This is a genomic window from Longimicrobium sp. (genome assembly GCF_036399255.1).
Lineage (GTDB): Bacteria > Gemmatimonadota > Gemmatimonadetes > Longimicrobiales > Longimicrobiaceae > Longimicrobium.
In genome coordinates this window covers 76,076-93,542 of sequence record NZ_DASWNM010000099.1, presented here as the reverse complement: position 1 = coordinate 93,542, position 17,467 = coordinate 76,076, and the positions used below count along the sequence as shown (strand labels likewise).

14 protein-coding genes, 9 tRNA genes and 1 pseudogene are annotated in these 17,467 nt (G+C 69.3%); 13 read left to right on the top strand and 11 right to left on the bottom strand.

The features are described from left to right. The first annotated feature begins 660 nt into the window (after positions 1 to 660). The 11 genes from VGC13_RS18430 to VGC13_RS18380 all read left to right on the top strand — a co-directional run bounded on the left by VGC13_RS18430 (position 661) and on the right by VGC13_RS18380 (position 2,639). Positions 661 to 734: transfer RNA gene (locus VGC13_RS18430), tRNA-Gly, on the top strand. Positions 735 to 759: 25 nt separating this feature from the next. Further along, positions 760 to 834: transfer RNA gene (locus tag VGC13_RS18425), tRNA-Arg, on the top strand. A gap of 20 nt (positions 835 to 854) precedes the next feature. After that, positions 855 to 927: transfer RNA gene (locus VGC13_RS18420), tRNA-Trp, on the top strand. Between the two features lie 24 nt (positions 928 to 951). Then, positions 952 to 1,034 (top strand) — tRNA-Cys (locus tag VGC13_RS18415). Between the two features lie 90 nt (positions 1,035 to 1,124). Then, positions 1,125 to 1,210: transfer RNA gene (locus VGC13_RS18410), tRNA-Ser, on the top strand. Positions 1,211 to 1,216: 6 nt separating this feature from the next. Further along, positions 1,217 to 1,304, top strand: a tRNA-Ser gene (locus VGC13_RS18405). Positions 1,305 to 1,327: 23 nt separating this feature from the next. Continuing rightward, positions 1,328 to 1,401: transfer RNA gene (locus VGC13_RS18400), tRNA-Asp, on the top strand. Between the two features lie 8 nt (positions 1,402 to 1,409). Next, a tRNA-Arg gene (locus VGC13_RS18395) sits at positions 1,410 to 1,484 on the top strand. Positions 1,485 to 1,548: 64 nt separating this feature from the next. After that, positions 1,549 to 1,624: transfer RNA gene (locus tag VGC13_RS18390), tRNA-Pro, on the top strand. Between the two features lie 87 nt (positions 1,625 to 1,711). Continuing rightward, a complete protein-coding gene (locus tag VGC13_RS18385; RefSeq protein ID WP_331126745.1) occupies positions 1,712 to 2,299 on the top strand; it encodes an HNH endonuclease in 588 nt (195 codons plus the stop codon). A gap of 127 nt (positions 2,300 to 2,426) precedes the next feature. Next, positions 2,427 to 2,639: a heavy-metal-associated domain-containing protein gene (locus VGC13_RS18380; protein WP_331126744.1), complete on the top strand. Its 213-nt coding sequence runs from the start codon at positions 2,427 to 2,429 to the stop codon at positions 2,637 to 2,639. Positions 2,640 to 3,250: 611 nt separating this feature from the next. Here VGC13_RS18380 and VGC13_RS18375 read toward each other — a convergent pair. The 7 genes from VGC13_RS18375 to VGC13_RS18345 all read right to left on the bottom strand — a co-directional run bounded on the left by VGC13_RS18375 (position 3,251) and on the right by VGC13_RS18345 (position 11,398). Beyond that, positions 3,251 to 4,294: a BON domain-containing protein gene (locus tag VGC13_RS18375; RefSeq protein ID WP_331126743.1), complete on the bottom strand. Its 1,044-nt coding sequence runs from the start codon at positions 4,292 to 4,294 to the stop codon at positions 3,251 to 3,253. A 183-nt stretch (positions 4,295 to 4,477) separates the two neighbouring features. Next, the gene (locus VGC13_RS18370; protein WP_331126742.1) at positions 4,478 to 5,344 is read right to left on the bottom strand and encodes a hypothetical protein; all 867 of its coding nucleotides are present in this window, start codon (positions 5,342 to 5,344) and stop codon (positions 4,478 to 4,480) included. Positions 5,345 to 5,509: 165 nt separating this feature from the next. Further along, complete coding sequence (locus tag VGC13_RS18365; RefSeq protein WP_331126741.1) at positions 5,510 to 5,932, bottom strand: endonuclease domain-containing protein; 423 nt, start codon at positions 5,930 to 5,932, stop codon at positions 5,510 to 5,512. A gap of 79 nt (positions 5,933 to 6,011) precedes the next feature. Further along, positions 6,012 to 7,187, bottom strand: coding sequence for an aminotransferase class I/II-fold pyridoxal phosphate-dependent enzyme (locus VGC13_RS18360; protein WP_331126740.1), 1,176 nt, complete (start codon positions 7,185 to 7,187; stop codon positions 6,012 to 6,014). Positions 7,188 to 7,203: 16 nt separating this feature from the next. Beyond that, positions 7,204 to 7,701, bottom strand: a complete 498-nt coding sequence (lspA, locus tag VGC13_RS18355; RefSeq protein ID WP_331126739.1) for a signal peptidase II — start codon at positions 7,699 to 7,701, stop codon at positions 7,204 to 7,206. Further along, the gene (locus tag VGC13_RS18350; RefSeq protein ID WP_331126738.1) at positions 7,698 to 8,315 is read right to left on the bottom strand and encodes a fumarylacetoacetate hydrolase family protein; all 618 of its coding nucleotides are present in this window, start codon (positions 8,313 to 8,315) and stop codon (positions 7,698 to 7,700) included. The genes lspA and VGC13_RS18350 overlap by 4 nt, the downstream gene beginning before the upstream one ends. Positions 8,316 to 8,848: 533 nt before the next feature. After that, a complete protein-coding gene (locus tag VGC13_RS18345; RefSeq protein ID WP_331126737.1) occupies positions 8,849 to 11,398 on the bottom strand; it encodes a helicase C-terminal domain-containing protein in 2,550 nt (849 codons plus the stop codon). Positions 11,399 to 11,810: 412 nt separating this feature from the next. Between VGC13_RS18345 and VGC13_RS18340 the strand changes: the two genes are divergently transcribed. Together VGC13_RS18340 and VGC13_RS18335 are read left to right on the top strand one after the other, a co-directional pair. Then, a complete protein-coding gene (locus VGC13_RS18340; RefSeq protein ID WP_331126736.1) occupies positions 11,811 to 12,086 on the top strand; it encodes a hypothetical protein in 276 nt (91 codons plus the stop codon). Positions 12,087 to 12,132: 46 nt separating this feature from the next. Further along, positions 12,133 to 12,504, top strand: coding sequence for a hypothetical protein (locus VGC13_RS18335; protein ID WP_331126735.1), 372 nt, complete (start codon positions 12,133 to 12,135; stop codon positions 12,502 to 12,504). A gap of 96 nt (positions 12,505 to 12,600) precedes the next feature. On the opposite strand, the gene VGC13_RS18330 is transcribed toward VGC13_RS18335, so the two are convergent. From VGC13_RS18330 to VGC13_RS18315, 4 genes and pseudogenes are all read right to left on the bottom strand, one after another. Next, positions 12,601 to 12,840 (bottom strand): hypothetical protein, encoded by a 240-nt coding sequence (locus VGC13_RS18330; protein ID WP_331126734.1) that lies wholly within the window; start codon positions 12,838 to 12,840, stop codon positions 12,601 to 12,603. 519 nt (positions 12,841 to 13,359) lie between these two features. After that, positions 13,360 to 13,491: pseudogene (locus tag VGC13_RS18325) on the bottom strand (IS66 family transposase); the annotation flags it as partial. Between the two features lie 249 nt (positions 13,492 to 13,740). Further along, positions 13,741 to 15,528: a diguanylate cyclase gene (locus VGC13_RS18320; protein ID WP_331126733.1), complete on the bottom strand. Its 1,788-nt coding sequence runs from the start codon at positions 15,526 to 15,528 to the stop codon at positions 13,741 to 13,743. Positions 15,529 to 15,671: 143 nt separating this feature from the next. Continuing rightward, positions 15,672 to 17,465 carry a diguanylate cyclase gene (locus VGC13_RS18315; protein ID WP_331126732.1) on the bottom strand — a complete coding sequence of 598 codons (1,794 nt, stop codon included), beginning with the start codon at positions 17,463 to 17,465 and terminating at the stop codon, positions 15,672 to 15,674. Positions 17,466 to 17,467 lie beyond the last annotated feature (2 nt).

Here is a 17,467-nt window from a genome sequence, read left to right as displayed (position 1 = left end):
TTTCGAATGATCCCCCCTTGACAGGCTTCGCGGGGGCCATTAGAGTTGCGGCCATCGGGAGTCGCGTCCCTCACGGCAGGCCATGCAGACCGACAGGTCTGGGCCCGCCGGGTCTTCGCAAGAAGGCCGGAGGATCGCGGCTCCTTTTTGTTGCCCAGAACTTTCGGAACTGACCAGGACACGTACGATGCACGCCGACACCTCCCTCATCCGCACGCGCACGCAGGCGCCTTCGCAGCACATGCGAAGCGTGGCCCCGTCGTGCGCGGATATGGATGCCAGCCTCGCCTCGTGGCGAGGCCGGGGCGTGGACGGGCTGTATCCGTGCGGCGGTTCGCGGTTCGGGAGTGTGGATTTCGGAAACCCAGTGGGAGGTGGTCCGGCGTAGGGCTTTTGCAGCCCCGGCCGGCCTGAAAGGCGCCGGCGGCAAGGCGCCCTGCCTCCCTGACGTACCGGGGAAGGCGGGGCGCCTTTCTCGTGTTTGAAAACTCGGGTTCGGGTAGAGCAGCGCAGTCCGCGTGGGGACCCGCCGGGGCAAGATGCCGCCGGCCTGGCGAACGCGACTCCCGGTGCCGTGCGTCTTCTCCGCCTCTGGTGGGGCTCCCGCGGCTGCGCAGCGATCATGATCAAACGACGTATGCGGTTGATGGAAATGCAGATGCGCCTGTAGCTCAGATGGCCGGAGCGCCGGACCGCCAGTCCGGAGGCCGAAGGTTCGAATCCTTCCAGGCGCTTGATCAACAGATGGCGACGACAGATGCGCCCGTAGCTCAGCTGGACCAGAGCGCCGGATTACGGATCCGGAGGTCGGGGGTTCGAATCCCTCCGGGCGCGTTGAAGGATCTGATGGACATACGCCTGTAGCTCAGCTGGAAGAGCGCTGGACTCCAAATCCAGATGTCGGGGGTTCGATTCCCTCCGGGCGTGCTGACGATGAAGGACCCGGGTGATGCAGGGGTTCCCGAGCGGCCGAAGGGGCCGGTCCGCAGAACCGGTGGCGCAAGCCTTCGCGGGTTCGAATCCCGCCCCCTGCTCTTTGATCGAATGCGGAAGTAAACCGTAACTGGAAGCGGGCCCGGCCGTAAACCGGGTGCCGTCAGGCCCTGGGGGTTCGCACTGGTGATGGAAGTGATCCGGATGGATGAGGAGCCGGTCCCGAAAACCGGTAGCGCACGCGAGTGCGTCGCGAGTTCGAATCTCGCCGCTTCCTTGTGATGGAGGGGTCCGCCTGCCGGCATGGGCAGCGGTCTGCTACGCCGCCGGCGCTTTCAGGCGCCCCGTGGGTTCGACTCCCACCCCCTCCGCTGTAGATGATGGATGTACGTGTGGGGACGTAGCTTAGAGGCTTAAAGCGCCGGACTGTCGCTCCGGAGATCGCGGGTTCGAATCCCGCCGCCCCCGCTGTTCAGGTCCCGGTAGCTCAGATGGAGCAGAGCGCTGCCCTCCGAAGGCAGAGGCCAGAGGTTCGAGTCCTCTCCGGGGCACTTTCGCACTTTCGCACTTCCGCACTTCCGCACTTCCGCACTTCCGCACTTCCGCACTTCGTCACGGGGAATGGGGGAGCCCGGCCTACCCCGCCTGCCTTGGACGCAGGAGATCGCTGGTTCGAATCCAGCTTCCCCGATCACGCACCGCTCACCCGGACCCCGACCCGCGCCTCCACCCTGGACGCGCACCACCACTGAAGGAGGAGAAACGGAGGGATGTAGCCATGCCGACGATGACCACTGCCCGGGCGACCCGGCGCGGGTGCCTTACGCTGAACGCCTCGTACGAGCCGCTGGTGATGCTGCCGGTGCAGCGCGCCGTGCGCCTGGTGATGGATGGCCGCGCCGAGCTGGTCGAGGCGCACGGCACGCGCGTCGTCCGCTCGGCGGGGCGCGAGGTGCCGTTGCCGGCGGTAATCCGGCTGGTGCGGTTCGTCTACGTGCCGCGCCGCATGCGCCGGGGCGTCACCAACACCATCCTGTTCGCGCGCGACGGCTACGCCTGCGCGTACTGCGGGCGCCCGCGTGACGCGCTGCGCAGCCGCGAGTTCCTTACGCGCGACCACGTGCTGCCGCAGAGCCGGTTTGCGCGGCGCGCCGAGGCCAACACGTGGGACAACTGCGTCACCGCCTGCAGCACGTGCAACCACCGCAAGGCGGACCGCACGCCGCAGGAGGCCGGGATGGCGCTTCGCCTGGTTCCGGCGGAGCCGCACTTCGTGCACCTGGAGTGGTCGGTGCGCCGGCTGACGGCGCTGCAGCGCAAGTACGTGGCGCAGTTCTTCGGCACGGACGTGGCGGACGCACTGTAGGGGATAGGTGACAGGGAACAGGTTACAGGTTACAGTGGGCGGAGCTCTTGCAGTTGCCCGCTGTCACCTGTCCCCTGTAACCTGTTCCCTTGTTTTTCGCGTCCCGAATGCAGGAAGGCCGAGTCTGATGGAAACGATCCAGCTGAACGTAAGCGGCATGTCGTGCGGGCACTGCAAGTCCGCGGTAGAGAACGCGCTGCGCCGGCAGCAGGGCGTCCGCACCGCCACGGTAGACCTGCAGCGCAACACCGCCGAGGTGGAGTACGATCCGTCTTCCGTCTCGCCCGAGACGCTCACCGCCGCCGTGGCCGAGGAAGGCTACACCGCCGAGGTGGCTTGATGGCCGGATGATCGGGATCGGCCGCTACTGACGCGCTGGGGTGCTCCCGCAGCGATAGCCGCAATGACTTCCTGAGAGGGTGTTGCTAAACCCTCAAGCTCACAACGAAGCGTGACTTCCTGAGGGAGCGCACCACGGGTAACCAGAAGCTACACAATCGCCTGCGCGCGACCGAAGGATCTACTCTCGGACACGACGGGGCCAGATCCAGCGTTAAGATCCAGCCCATGCGTACTGCCGGCTAGATCCTGCGGTCGGCGCCAAGCTTTTTCGTAGCAGCGAGTCAGGCGCGGCGCCTCCCTCAGGAAGTCAATCGCGGGGTGAGGTTTAGCAACACCCGCTGAGGGAGTCACGGTGCGGGATCGGCTGGGTGTGGAGCGGAGTTCCTGACGCACACACCATCGCCCGTACGAAGGGCCGAGCGCGTGCATCCGCACATTCGCGCGCGACGCGATCCGCGGCCCCGGAGCCCCGCGCGGTTTGCGGGGCTTCCCGCTTTTCCAGCCGCGGGTTCACCCGCCCGGGACAAAGCCTGCTCCGACACACAAAAACCGCCGGGGCGATGCATCTGCGCATCGCCCCGGCGGTTTTCATCCATCCACCCGGCGCCGTTACTCGGGGCGCTCGGTGGTGGGGTGCTGGTGGGGCTTCACGGGCACGTCGGCGGCCTCCAGGGCCAGCTCGGTGCCGGGCTTCATCCCCTCGCCCACGCGCGACTGCGAGTTCAGCGCCTGCGGCGGCCCGTCCGTCGGGTTTCCCTGCGGGACGGCGTGCTTGCCGAACGGGCTCTGGTTGTCGAGCTCGTCCTCGCTGAAGTTGGTGCGGTTGGCCTCCTGCACCTCGTCGCGCTCACCCACGCGCGGCCAGCCGTAGTGCCCCTCGTCGGCAAACTGGGCGCGGTCCGCCTGCTCGATCGCCTCTTCCCTCTGCTGGCGCGAATCGTCCGGGCGATCCGGATCGGTGTCGCTGCCCTGCCTGCGGCGGCCCATCCCCGACTGGTTGCCGGTCCATTCGGCTCCGCTCATCTCGAACCCCTCGTCGTCGTCGGTTTCAACTCGCGGGTGCAGGCGCTCCCGCTCGCTTTCGATGTCCATCCGGTTCACCACCGTCTCCACGCCGGGCACACTCCGCGCCACCGAGACCGCCCGGTGCGCCTGGTCGCGCGTCCACACCGATCCGGACAGCTCCACGATCCCCCGGCTGATGGCGCCCACGTCGATGCCGCAGTCGCGCAGCGTGTCATCGCCCAGGAACGCGTCCAGCACGGAGTCTTCCAGCCCCACCAGGGCTTCCTGGTCGCGCGGCGGACGGCGCAGGCGGGCCGGACGGAACTGCCCCACCGCGCGCGCCGCCTGCTCGCGCGCGGACGTATCCACCCCCTCGTCCACGTCGGTGTCGTAGGCGGCCCCGGCCTCCTCGCGCACCCCGCCCAGGCCACGCAGCAGCAGCGCCCCGATCGCCAGCCCGCCCAGGGCTCCCAGCGCGTACACCAGCTTGTGGTCGCCGCTTTCCTCAAGCTCCACGACGAACTGCCGGTTCTGGCGCTTCGGCCGCTCCGGCGCCTCTTCGGCTTTCCGGTTCTGCCGGGGGCGGCTCTCCGACTCCGCGGTCTGGCGGTTCTGCCGTCTGGGCCTGCTCTCGCTGTCTTCGGTCATGGTCCGTAAGGCGTGTCGTGGCAAACGAATGAGCCGTACGGAAGTGCAAGTCGCGTTCCGTACGGCTCTATATGAACGGGAGTGCCGAGTGCCGAGTGCCGAGTGCCGAGTGCGGCGCGAGCACTTCATCCCGCACTAGGTACTAGGTACTTGATCCTAGGCACTTGATCCTGGGCACTTCCCTTACGGAGTCGTGCCGCCCTCTTTTTCCTGCTCCGCCGCGCGGCGCTGGTTTTCGCGCTCGCGGATGGCCTCGCCGCGCTCGCGCAGGTGGCGGTCGCGCTCGATGGTCTCTGCCTGGCGGTCGATCTCGCGCCGATGGTCGCGCTCGCGGCGCGCTTCCTCCTCGCGGTCGCGTTGCGGGCGGCCAAAGCCGGGGCGCGGCGTGGGGACGTGCTTGCCGTTCACCACCACGCCCCGATCGTCGAGCCCCCAGCGCCGCCCGTTGCGGTCCGTGACCGTCCAGTCGTTGGCGCGCCGCTGCCGCTCCGCCTCGCCGCTGATGCTGTCGTTGAGCGCCTGGATGCGGCCGCGGATGTGGCGCTGGTAGCGGTCCACGTCCTCGACGGGCGCGTCGGGCACCGCCGTGGGACGCACCACCAGCCGCGGATCGCGAAGCTCCGGGCCCAGCCGGTCCATCCCCATCCTGCCCTGCCCCGCCGCGCCCGGCTGCCCGCCCGCCGCGCCGCCGCCCGCGCCGGGTGCCGCCGCGCCCGGCTGCCCCGCCGCCTGGCCCGCCGGCGCGCCGGGAATGCCCGTGGGCACCCGCTGCGGAAACGGCCCCGCGTTCGGCAGCGCGCGCAGGGCAGAATCCACCGCCGCCGCGCTGATCTCTGTAGGCGTCACGGCCTGGGGCTCCGGAAGGCTGGCGGACGGGTCCGTCGACAGGCCGCCCCACTCGGCCACCTCCACGTATCCCACCACTTCCGTCGACGGCGGGCTGGCGGGCACGCGCGGCGCCGGGCGCTCCGGCTTGGGCGCCAGCAGGACGGCCGCGAAGAGCAGAAGGTGGAGCGCCAGCGAGACGCCGACGGTACGCCCGGTGAGCACCCGCGGCCTTTCGGGACGCGTGCGGCTGAACGGTGCACGCGCACGAAGCTCCGGGGCCGGCGCGGGGGCTTCGGCCCGCGGGGCCGCGGAAGGCGGCGGAGCGGCGACGGCGGGTGGAGTCATGTCCAGCTTTCTACTCCCCCCACCACAGGCTGTTCCGGACCCTCACCCCCCGGCCCCCTCTCCCGCAAACTGCGCGGGAGAGGGGGAGATGTGGCTTCGGGGATCCTGCTCGACGGCGGCTACGATACGATCCAGGACCGATGGCAGCGCATCGAACACCTCTTCATTGCGGAAGCGGATCACGCGAAAGTTTCGCGACTCCAGGGCGGCGGTCCGTGCCTCGTCGCGCTCCCGCTGCGGGTCGTGCACAGGGCCATCCAACTCGATCACGAGGCGGGCGGCCGGGCAGTAGAAATCGAAGATGAAGCGCGACACCGGGTGTTGGCGCCGGAACTTGATGCCCGCGAGCTGCCTGTCGCGCAGCACTTCCCAGAGGAGTTCCTCCGCGGTGGTCTGCGCCTTCCGGAACCGCCGGGCCTGCTCGATCAATTCGATGCTCGCTCCGCGAAATCTGAACTTGCTCATCCAGACCTCCAATCGCGCACCAAACAAACGCCCCCTCTCCCGCGCAGTTTGCGGGAGAGGGGGTTGGGGGGTGAGGGTCCTACACCGCGCTCGTCTCCAGCAGCGTCGCCATGCGCGCCGCCGCCTGGCGCAGCCGGTCCTCCGAGCAGGTGAGCGCGATGCGGACAAAGCCCTCGCCACCGTCGCCCAGCGACTTGCCGGGGAGCAGCGCCACCCCCTGCTCCAGCAGCAGCCGGCGCGCCCACGCCTCGCTGCTGACGCCCTCCGGCAGCGGCACCCACAGGTACATGGCGCCGCACGGGCTGGGCACGTCGAAGCCCGCGTCGCGCAGCGCCTCGACCGCGGCGTCGCGGCGGTCCTGGAAGGTGGCCACGTTCCCCGGCACCCACGCCGCGTGCGACCGCAGCGCCGCCACCCCCGCGTGCTGAATGGTGAACGGCAGCCCCGTGTCGGCGAACGTCTTTACCCGCGTCAGCGCGGCGACCAGCTCCGGGTTCCCCGCCGCCCAGCCGATGCGCCACCCCGTCATGTTGTACGTCTTGGACAGCGAGTGGAACTCGATGGCCACGTCCCACGCGCCCTCGATCTCCAGGATGGAGGGCGGGCTGTAGCCGTCGAACGCGATCTCGGAATACGCGTTGTCGTACGCCAGGATCACGTCGTGCCGCCGGCACCACTCCACGCACTCCGCCAGGTACTCGCGCGGCGCGATGGCCGCCGTGGGGTTGTTGGGATAGTTCAGGTACAGGATCTTGGCCCGCGCCACCACGTCCGCGGGAATCTCGTCCAGCGGGATCAGGAAGTCGTTCTCCGGCCGCAGGGGGACGATGTGCGGATGCCCGCCGGCCAGCACGGTGCCGCCCAGGTACGCCTGGTAGCCCGGGTCGGGGATGATGGTGGCGTCGCCCGGCTCCAGGTAGGCGAACGGCAGGTGAAAGATCCCCTCCTTGCTGCCGATGAGCGGCGCCACGTGCTTCATGGGGTCTACCTTTACCCCGAAGCGCGTCTCCATCCAGCGCGAGATCTCTTCGCGAAACTCCACCAGCCCCATCTGGAACGCGTACCGCGAGTTGCCGGGGTCCAGCGCCGCCGCGCGCAGCGCCTCGACCACGGCCGGGGGCGGCGGCAGGTCGGCGTCGCCCGTGCCCAGGTCGATCACGTCCACGCCGCGCGCCTTGAGGTCGCGCTTGATGGCGGGAACGTCAGACAGCGGGTACGGCGGAAGCGTGGTGAACCTGCGGGCCAGCTGGGGCATCGGCTTGACCGTCCGTTCAGGCGTGAGTGGGCGTGGATTTGTCGCGGCCGCGCGACTCCAGCAGCATCCGCGCGACCAGCAGCACGCCGCCGATGGAGATGAAGATGTCGGCTACGTTGAAGATGTAGGGAAAAAAGTGGACGTAGATGAAGTCCGTCACGCCCCCGTTCAGCAGCCGGTCGCCAAAATTGCCCACCGCGCCGCCCAGCACCAGCGCGCCCGCCACGTGGATCCACCTGTCGCGCGACTGCCGGACGATGCTGATCGTGGCGCCGATCCCCACCAGCGTCAGGACGATCAGCAGGGGAAAGCGCCAGGCGCCGGCCGACCCGCTCAGCATCCCCCACGACATCCCGTGGTTGATGCTGTGCGTGAAGGTGAGCCACCCGTCGATGAGCGTCCAGCGGTCGCCCTCCGAGGGAAAGCGGCGCTGCACCGCGGCCTTGGTGAGCCAGTCCGCCGCCACGATCAGCGCGATCACGAGGGCCATCCAGCGGTTTCTCGAGAGCTTCATGCGGCCTGCACAGGGTTCGTAAGAGTGCCGACGCCGGGGATTTCCACCTCGACCACGTCCCCCGGCTGCAGGGGCGCGACGCCCGCCGGCGTGCCCGTGGCGATCACGTCGCCCGGCTCCAGCGTCATCACCCCCGAAATGTACTCGATCAGGGTGGGGATGTTGAAGGCCATGTCACCCACGCGCCCGTGCTGCCGCACCTCGCCGTTCACGCGGCAGATCACCTCCAGCGCGTCGCGGTCGGCGATCTCCGCCAGCGGCACCATCGTCCCCAAGGGGCAGAAGGTGTCGAAGCCCTTGGCGCGCGTCCACTGCCCGTCCGTCTTCTGCAGGTCGCGCGCGGTTACGTCGTTCAGCGGCGCGATCCCTTCGACGTAGTCCCACGCGTCGGCAGCGCGCACCCTGCGCGCCCGCCGCCCGATGACCACGGCGATCTCGCCCTCGTGCTCCACCCGCTCCGACTCCGGCGGCAGCACGACGGCCTCGCCGTTCGCGATAATGGAGGACGGCGGCTTGAAGAAGAGGAGGGGACGCTCGGGAACCTCGTTCCCCAGCTCGCGGGCGTGCTCCAGGTAGTTGCGCCCCACGCAGACGATCTTGGACGGGCGGTTCACGACGGTCGTTCGGTAGTTCGGGAAAGATGACGGCGGTTTCGGCGGCTGGAATCTATATCCTGACGCGGCTCGTCAACCAGTGCTATCGGGGGTTACACCTGGCGTGCACGATGTGATGCCCTTGCCGGCCTTGGAGTGGTCCCGGATTCGAGGCTCGGCGACTGGAATCGAACTGGCGCCCGACGGGCCCCCTCTCCCCCGGCCCCTCTCCCCCGCGGAGCGGGAGAAAGGGGAGAATTCGATCCCGCTTCGGCAGGGTACCGCGCGAGAAGCACGCCCCCTCCGGGCTCGCATTACTCGCCCACCTCCCCCAAAACCCCTGGGGGAGGTTGAACTGCATGCTACTCCGATCCTCGGCTACGTGGCAGACACTCGCTCGAACCCCACATCCTCCAGTCCGCGAAGGCGGCCTTCGTGTGGTTGTTGCAGCGAATTCATTCGCCCGTGCCGCCGGTTGCAGGTGACAGTTCCGAAGCGAGAGAAGGCCCGGCTGGCTGTAACCTGTCCCCTGTAACCTGTCCCCTATCCCCGCCCTACCCCGCCCGCTTCGCCGGCATCCGCTCGCCGTAGTGCGCCAGGATCGCGTCCTTCACCACGCGCCAGGGGCCCTTGACCACCGGCGTGGGCGGCAGGGAGTCCAGGAAGTACCGGCCGTAGCTCTTCTTGACGATGCGCCCGTCCAGCACCAGCACCACGCCGTAGTCCTCGCGGCTGCGGATGAGGCGGCCGAAGCCCTGCTTCATGCGGATGGCGGCGTGGGGGAGCATGTACTGGATGAACGAGTTGCCGCCGGACGCCTCGATGTCTTCGATGCGCGCCGCCGTCACCGGCTCGCTGGGCACCTTGAACGGCAGCTTGGGGATGACCAGCCCCCGCAGCGGCTTCCCCGGCACGTCCACGCCCTCCCAGAAGCTCGTCGTCCCCAGCAGGATGGCGCGCCCCGACTCGGCGAACTGCTCCACCAGCTGCCCCCGCGGCGCCTCGCCGTGCACGAACAGCGGCCACTGGTGGTCGGCCTTCCGCTCTCGCAGCGCCGCCGCCACGTGGCGCAGCGCGCGGTAGCTGGTAAAGAGCACGAAGATCCCCCCGTCCGAGATCTTCGCCAGCTCCAGCGTGGCGCGCACTGTGGCCTCGTCGTGGCGCGGGTCGTAGTCGCCGGCGGGGGTGGGCAGGTCGGTGGGAACCGCCAGCAGCGTCTGCTTTGGATAATCGAACGGGGAGGGAAAGACGCCCTCCTCCACGTTGAAGTCGGCCGCGAACTGCGTCCCGATCCCCAGCCGCTGCCGCATGAAGCGAAAGTTGCCCTGCGTGGCCAGCGTGGCCGAGGTCAGGATGACGGTGGGCACCTTTTCGAACACCGAGTCGCGCAGCACGCCGGACAGGTCCAGCGGCGCCGCGTTCAGCGTAAGGTTGCCCTCGCGCCCGTCGCGCGGCGGTTGGCGCTCCATCCAGCGCACCATCTTGGTCTCTACCTCGCCCGGCCGCAGCGCCCCCCGCAACCCGTCGACCACCGCGCCGATGCGGTTGGCCGCGCCGCGCATCTCCACCATCTGCGGCTCCAGCCCCGCCTTCAGCTGCTCGTCGGCCTGGATGCGCTCGCGCAGCAGCTGCATGCCGTCCAGCAGCCCCTTCAGGTGATCCAGCAGCGCGCTCAGCGCGTCGTCCAGCCCCAGCACCCACACCGGGTGCGCGTCGAAGTTGTCTTCCAGCCGCACCACCGGCTCCGACCCGGCGAACACGTCGGACAGGAACGAGAACACCGCCGCCGCCCGCTCGCGCGCGCCCTCCAGCGACGGCAGCAGCCGCTGGTCCAGCAGGTCGATGGCCGACTGGCCCACCAGGTCCTTCTTGACCTGCGAAATGGCGATGGCCAGCGAGGGAAGGAGTCCCTTGCCGCGCGTCTCCAGCCGGCGCAGCGTGCGAAAGATGCCGCGCCGCGAGACGGTGGAGCCCAGGTGGCTGGTGGCCGCTTCTTCCAGGTTGTGCGCCTCGTCGAGCACCAGCCGCTTGTAGTGCGGCAGCACGGCCGGCGCCGTGTAGTTCCCCTGCAGGCGCCGGACGGCCAGGTCCGAGAAGAGGAGGTGGTGGTTGACGACCAGCACGTCCGCCTGCGCCGCGTCGCGCCGGGCGCGCTGGTAGTGGCAGTCCTCGAAGTGGGGGCACTTGGCGCGCAGGCATACGTCCGTCTCGCTCTGCACCTCGTCCCACACCTCGCCGCTGGGGCGAAACGGCAGGTCGCTCAGCGAGCCGTCGTTGGTGGCCTTCATCCACTCCACGATGTCGTTGAGCTCCGCCTGCTTCTCTGGCTCGAACAGCGATGCCGCGGTCGACTTGGCCAGCAGCGCGCGGCGGATGGAGACGTAGTTGCTGCGCCCCTTGACCAGGGCAAAGCGAAAGGGCTGGCCCAGGGCGCGGCGCAGCAGCGGCAGGTCCTTGTCGACCAGCTGCTCCTGCAGGTTGATGGTGTTGGTGCTGACGACCGTGCGCTCCTTGTTCTGCAGCGCCCAGCGGATGGCGGGGAGGAGATAGGCCACGGACTTTCCCGTCCCCGTCCCCGCCTCGGCCACGCCCACGCCGCCGGTGTTGTACAGCCCGGCGATCATCCGCGAAAACTCGCGCTGCTGGGGGCGGTCCTCGTACCGGGGATGGCGGATGGCGAGCGGGCCGGCGGGGCCCAAGTCGGCGTCGATGGCGTCCAGGTCCAGCGGCTCCGTCTCACTGGGCTCCGGCGGCTCCACGACGACGTACAGCTCGCTGGCGTCGTTGTCGGTGATGGCGAAGCCCACGCCCAGCTCCCACAGCTGCGCCGCCACGTGGAAGTCCGCCTCGGACGGTTCCAGCAGCCCCGAGGGGTGGTTGTGGATGAGCAGCCCCGGCTGGGGCGGGTCCTTGACCAGCGCCAGCACCGCGCCCGCGTGCCCCCGCCCCAGGACGCGCGGCTCCACCACTTCCCCGCCCTCCGACACCCGCGCCACGAAGCACACCTCGTTGCCGCGCGCGCGCGCGATCTGGCCGCGGATGATCTCCGCGGCCGCGGTGGACAGAAAGTGCTCGACGGCGCTGCGGGGACGGGTGGAATCCATCAGGACCACGATAAATGCGGGGCGCCGGGAGCGGCGGGCTCCCGGCGACAGGTTGCGGCGAACGTCGGCCGGCGCGGTGGACGCCGTTCGCGGCACCGCAAAGGATAACACCTCCCCGGCGGACGCGGTATGCATAAGGCGGATCAGAGGGCGGCATTCCCGTCGCTCTGACAGGGAATAGGGAATAGGGAACAGGGAACAGGGAACAGGGAACAGGAAACAGGAAACAGCCGGCGACGGCGGGTCGGGTGCCGCTACTGCTGGCCCAGGTTCCGTGAGCAGGGTCTGCGCGGCAGGTGGGGAACTTACAGGGATGACCAGCCTCCCGTTCTTTCTTTTTACGACGATTTAGTGCACATTAAGGAGTCCCATTGTCTTCCGAGCATCCCATCCCCCCGCCCGAGAGGCCCCCATGGCTAAGCTGAAGCTGGAACTGGACGCGCTGCAGGTGGAATCGTTCGACGCATCTCCGGGCCCCGTGCCGGAAACCGGCACCGTCCGCGCCAACGCCGACACCTCCGGCTGCAGCGTCGAGGAGATCTGCACCAAAGAGGAGACGTGCAGGGGCGCGGAGAGCTGCGCCGTGACCGCCTGCCTCACCTGCCTGTGCCCGCACACCGGGCCGCAGCCGTCGTGCGATCCCTGCTCGTGGGACGGCTGCTCGTTCGATCCCGCCACCTGTCCGTAGCCGCGTCGACGCATCAACGAATCCTCACCTCAAACGGAGCGATCCGATGAAGAAGCTGAAGCTGCAGATCGAGGACCTGTCGGTCGAGTCGTTCACCACCTCCGACGCGGCCGGACCGCGGGGCACCGTGGAGGCGCACAACACCTACAAGGGCAACACCTGCCAGGCGGTGAACACCTGCGGCCCGCAAACCTGCCTCCCCGCGTACTGCGTGATCGAAACCGCCGACCCGTTCGCCTGCTCGGGGGGCTGCGACACGACGGCCTGCCCTCCGGGAAGCAACACCTGCCCCACCGTCAACGAACTGAGCTGCGTGGGCTGCACCACGCAGAACTACACCGCCGATCCTGGCCAGGACAGCTGCGGCTTCTGCATGAGCTTCGTCAGCGACTCGCCGCAGCGCTGCCCCTGCCCCTGACCAGCCCCCGTGATGGCACGCGGCCCCCGGCGCTCGTTCGCCGGGGGCCGCGTTGCCGTCGGGCGCCGATCCCGCACCGTGGAAGGCAGCGAGTGCTCAGCCGATGGCTTCGGCGACGTCGGCCTCGGCCAGCGCCTCGCGCAGGCCTTCCTCGTCGCCGAGCGCCACCTCGTCCATCAGCAGAAAGCCCACGCGCACGGGCTCGTCCGGATCTTCCGGGCACGAGAAGCGCGCGGCGTAGATCCCCAGCTCCGTGGGCGACGGGTGCCCGTACTGGATCTCGACGAGCCAGCCGCGGCCCTGCTCGTCCTGGAAAATGGCCTTGTCCTTGGGCATCCGTTCGGATCGCAAGAGAAGGATGGACGGGTAATTCATGGACGCCGGCGCGCCCGCTCGGCGAAAAGGATAACACCTCTCCGGCGGGCGTGGAATCGCACGCGAACCGCCAATCTACCTGCGGGAGCGAGTAACCTCGCCGCAACGACGGCGGAAAGCCCCGCAACCGCGCGGGGCTTCACCTGCACATTGCCGCGTGCGTACGGCACACACCCGTCGGCGAAGGCCGACATCGCGTTGTCCCAGCCGCGAATTCATTCGCCCGGGGCTGGAGCCGAACGCGGAATCGAGTTCGGCGCATCCCCGTGCGGGAGCGAGTGAACTCGCCGCAACAACGGCGGAAAGCCCCGCAAACCGCGCGGGGCTTCACCTGCACAATGCCGCGTGAGTACGGCACACACCCGTCGGCGAAGGCCGACATCGCGTTGTCCCAGCCGCGAATTCATTCGCCCGGGCTGGAGGCGGCGGCGGAATCGGGTTCGGCGCATCCCCGCGCGGGAGCGAGTGAACTCGCCGCAGCCCGGCTTCGCTCTGGTTGCCGAAGCAGCTCTTCCGCCACAGCACGGCTTTTCGCAACGCGCGCTCCGCCGCGTTGTTGGTTATCTCGATGGCCTCATCCAGGAAGGTCCACAGCGACTCCGCTATGCCGAGCGGATCCTCTCGATCAGCGCGACCTGCCAGCAGCAGCAGGTGCACCCGCTCGACTTCGTCGCCCTCTCCATCGCTGCCCTGCGCCTCGCCGCAACAACGGCGGAAAACCCCGCAAACCGCGCGGGGCTTCACCTGCACACTGCCGCGTGCGTACGGCACACACCCGTCGGCGAAGGCCGACATCGCGTTGTCCCAGCCGCGAATTCATTCGCCCGGGCCGGGCGGACTCGGGTGGCCGGGGGCTACCGCTCACCCGTGCACGCGGTTGCGGCCGGCGTGCTTGGCGGAGTAGAGGCGCGCGTCGGCGATGCCCAGCAGGTCTTCGGGGGTGTCTGCCTCGTCGATGCTGGCCAGGCCGGCGCTCAGCGTGACCTCCAGGCCGGGGCGAACTGCGGACCAGTCGTAGTCCTGCACCAGCGCGCGCAGGCGGTCGCACAGGCGCAGGCCCTCTTCTTTCTTCGTCTCCACCAGCACCACGCAGAACTCCTCGCCGCCGTAGCGGGCCACCACGTCCACCCCGCGCGTGTGGTCGCGCAGGATGCGCGCGACCGTGCGCAGCACCTCGTCGCCCACGGCGTGCGAGAACTGGTCGTTGACGCCCTTGAAGCGGTCCAGGTCCAGCATGGCCAGCGTAAGCGCGCGGCCAAAGCGCAGGGCGCGCTCCCACTCGGCCTCCAGCAGCCGGTCCAGGTTGCGGCGGTTGCTCAAGCCCGTCAGCGCGTCCTCGCGCGTCTGGCGCTCCAGCTCGGTGGCCTGCGTGCGCAGCTGGTCCAGCAGCCGCGCCTTTTCGTCGTCCGCGGCGGAAAGGGCGTCGTTCTTCTGGCGCAGGATCTCGGCCTCGCGCCGCGACTGCCGCACCTCGCCCCGCAGCAGCGCGCTCTGGATGCGCAGGTTGGTCTCGGTGCTGAACACCTCGCGCCACGCGTGGTGGTAGGCGCGGTAGTGCTCCAGCGCCTTGGCCGCGTCCCCGCGCAGCTCGTACGCGTGCGCCAGCGCCTCGTGCGCGGCGTACACCTGCTGCCGCGCCCCCTGCGCCTCGGCGATGGCCAGCGCCTCGTGCAGGTGGGCCAGCCCGGCGTCGGCCTCGCCCACGCGCGCCTCCAGCCCGCCCAGCCGGATCAGGATCTCGGGCTGGTAGATGCGGGCGTCGCGGCTGCGGGCCAGCTCCAGCGCGCGCAGGTAGTGCTCGCGGGCGGCCTCGTCGTCGCCGCGCGCCTGGTGGATGTGCCCCAGGTCGCTCAGGCAGCTGGACTCGTCGGCGTGGGCCACGGCGCGCAGGCGCTCGGCGGCGCGCTGCAGGTGCTCCAGCGCCGGGTCGTGCAGCCCCTGGTCCGCGTACGAATTGCCGATGTTGGCCAGGCACACCGCCGCCGCCTGCGGATCGTCGGCCTCCAGGATCTGCAGCGCGCGCGTCATGTGGTCGCGCACGCGCTCCGGCTCGCCCAGCTGCCCGTGGATGATGCCCACGTTGATGAGCGAGTATCCCACGCCCGCATGGTCGCCCGTCTGCTCGCGCAGGGCCAGGCTGGCCTGGTGGTAGTCCAGCGACGATGCGTAGTCGCCCACCAGGTACGCCGCGTGGCCCAGGTGGCTCAGCGAGTTGCTTTCGCCCACCTGGTCTTCGGTGGCGCGCTGGATCTCGAGCGCGTCCAGGTGCAGCCGCGCCGCCTCCACGTGCTGGCCGCGGCGCAGGTACACGTGCCCCACGCCGTTGAGCACGTCGGCGCGGCCGCGCACCTCGCCGGCCTGGTCCAGCAGCCCCAGGGCGCGCTGCAGCATGTGCAGCGCGCCCTCGTAGTCCGAATGGAAGTAGTAGCGCTGCGTCCCCAGCGTGCGCAGCGCCAGCCCCATCCCGGCCAGGTACTCGTGCGCCTCGGCCAGCTCCAGCGCCTCGCGGGCCAGCGCCTCCGCGCGCTCACGGTCGGTAAAGCGGATGATCCACGCTTCGTCCACGAGCGAATCCGCCCGCGCGCGCACGTGCGCGGCGGGCTGGGTGGACAGGTCGATGGACGGGGCTGCATCCAGTCCGACGGGCATCGGACGATCGGGATCGGGCGAGAGGGGAGGAAAACTGCTCACCTGTTCAAAATCGGACGATGAAGGCGGATGCGCCAGAGCGGCGGCGGCGCCCGGGGCGGTGCGCCGCGCGGAACGGCACGCCGGGTGAGCCCCGCGTCCGTTCAGCCGGCGCAGACGCGGTTGCGGCCGGCGTGCTTGGCGGCGTACAGGCGCAGGTCCGCGGCGGCCAGCAGGGCGCCGGGGGCCTCCGCCTCGTGCAGCCCGGCGACGCCGATGCTGACCGTCACCGCCAGCCCGGTGCGGATGGCGGACCAGTCGTGCGCCTGCACCAGCGCGCGCAGCCGGTCGCAGAGGCGGGCGCCTTCGTCCACCCCCGCCTCCACCAAGATCAGGCAGAACTCCTCGCCGCCGTAGCGGGCGACGACATCCACGCCGCGTGTGTTCTCGCGCAGGATGCGGGCGACCGTGCGCAGCACCTCGTCGCCCGCGGCGTGCGAGAAGCGGTCGTTGACGGCCTTGAAGTGATCCACGTCCAGCATGGCCACCGTGAGCGACCGGCCAAAGCGCAGGGCGCGCTCCCACTCCACCGCCAGCAGCGTGTCCAGGTGGCGGCGGTTGAACACGCCGGTCAGCCCGTCCTCCCGCGTCTGCCGCTCCAGCTCCGCGGCCTGTGTGCGGAGCTGTTCCAGGAGCCGCGCCTTTTCCTCGTCCGCGCGCGTGAGCGCCTCGTTCTTCTCGCGAAGGATCTCGGCCTCGCGCTGCGTCTGTTGCACCTCCGCCCGCACGCGCACGTTCTGGATGCGGCGGTTGGTTTCGGTGCTGAAGACCTCCCGCCACACCTTGTGGAAGGCCCGGTGGTGCAGCAGCGCGCGAGCGGTGTCGCCGTTCCGCTCGTACGCCTCCGCCAGCGCCTCGTGTGCGGCATAGACGTATTCACGAGCGCCTTGGGCCTCTGCAAGGCCCAGCGCCTCATGCAGATGTGCTAATCCGGCTGCGTCCCCGAGCCGTTCCTCAAGATGCCCAAGACGCATCAGGATCTCTGGCTCATAGACCCGCGAACCCAGGCGGCGCATCAAGTTTAAACCTTGCAGAAAGCAAGAGAGTGCGGCAGCGTCATCACCCCGTGCTTGGTGGACGCAGCCGACCTCGCAGAGGCAACTCGCCTCGTCTACATGCCCGATGGCTCGGAACCCCGCTGCTGCCTGTTCCAGGTACTCCAATGCGAGGTTGTACTCCCCGAGCGCCAGGAACGCAGTGCCGATGTTGTTCAGACAGACCCCGGCAGCCGGAAGGTCGGAGTGCTCATGAATCTGAAGCGCACGCGTCGAATACTCGAGCAACCGCTCCATCTCACCCAGATGGCCGTACGTAGCGCCGATGTTCATCAGGGAGTGCCCTACGGCTGCACGGTCCCCATGCAGTTCGCGGATCGTGAGACTGGCTTGGTAATACTCCAGTGCAGCACCGTGCTCACCCGCGCGACTGGCAACCACCCCCAGGTGGTTCAGCGAGTTGGCCTCGCCCACCACGTCACCAGTGGCACGCTGGATCTGCAGCGCCTGCAGGTGAAGGTGCGTGGCCTGCGCATACTCCCCGCGACGCAGGTGGACGTATCCAATCCCGCTGAGCACGTCTCCACGGCCGCGCGTCTCCCCCTCCGCATCCAACAATGAAAGGGCACGCTGCAAAAGAATCAGCGCACCCTCATAGTCGGAAACGAAATAGTTGCGCTGAACCCCCAGCGTTCGTAGGGCCAGCGCAATGCCGACGCCATATCCCTCCACCTCCGCCAGCTCCAGTGCTTGACAGGCAAGAGAGTTGGCGCGCTCGCGATCGGTAAGGCGGATGGACCACGCTTCGTCCGCAAGGGCATCTACCCGCGCACGCGAGTTCGCCTCCGGAGCGGGCGGCAGGCTGTCGGAGAGAACGCCGGACTCGTTCGGATCTACCAGCATTG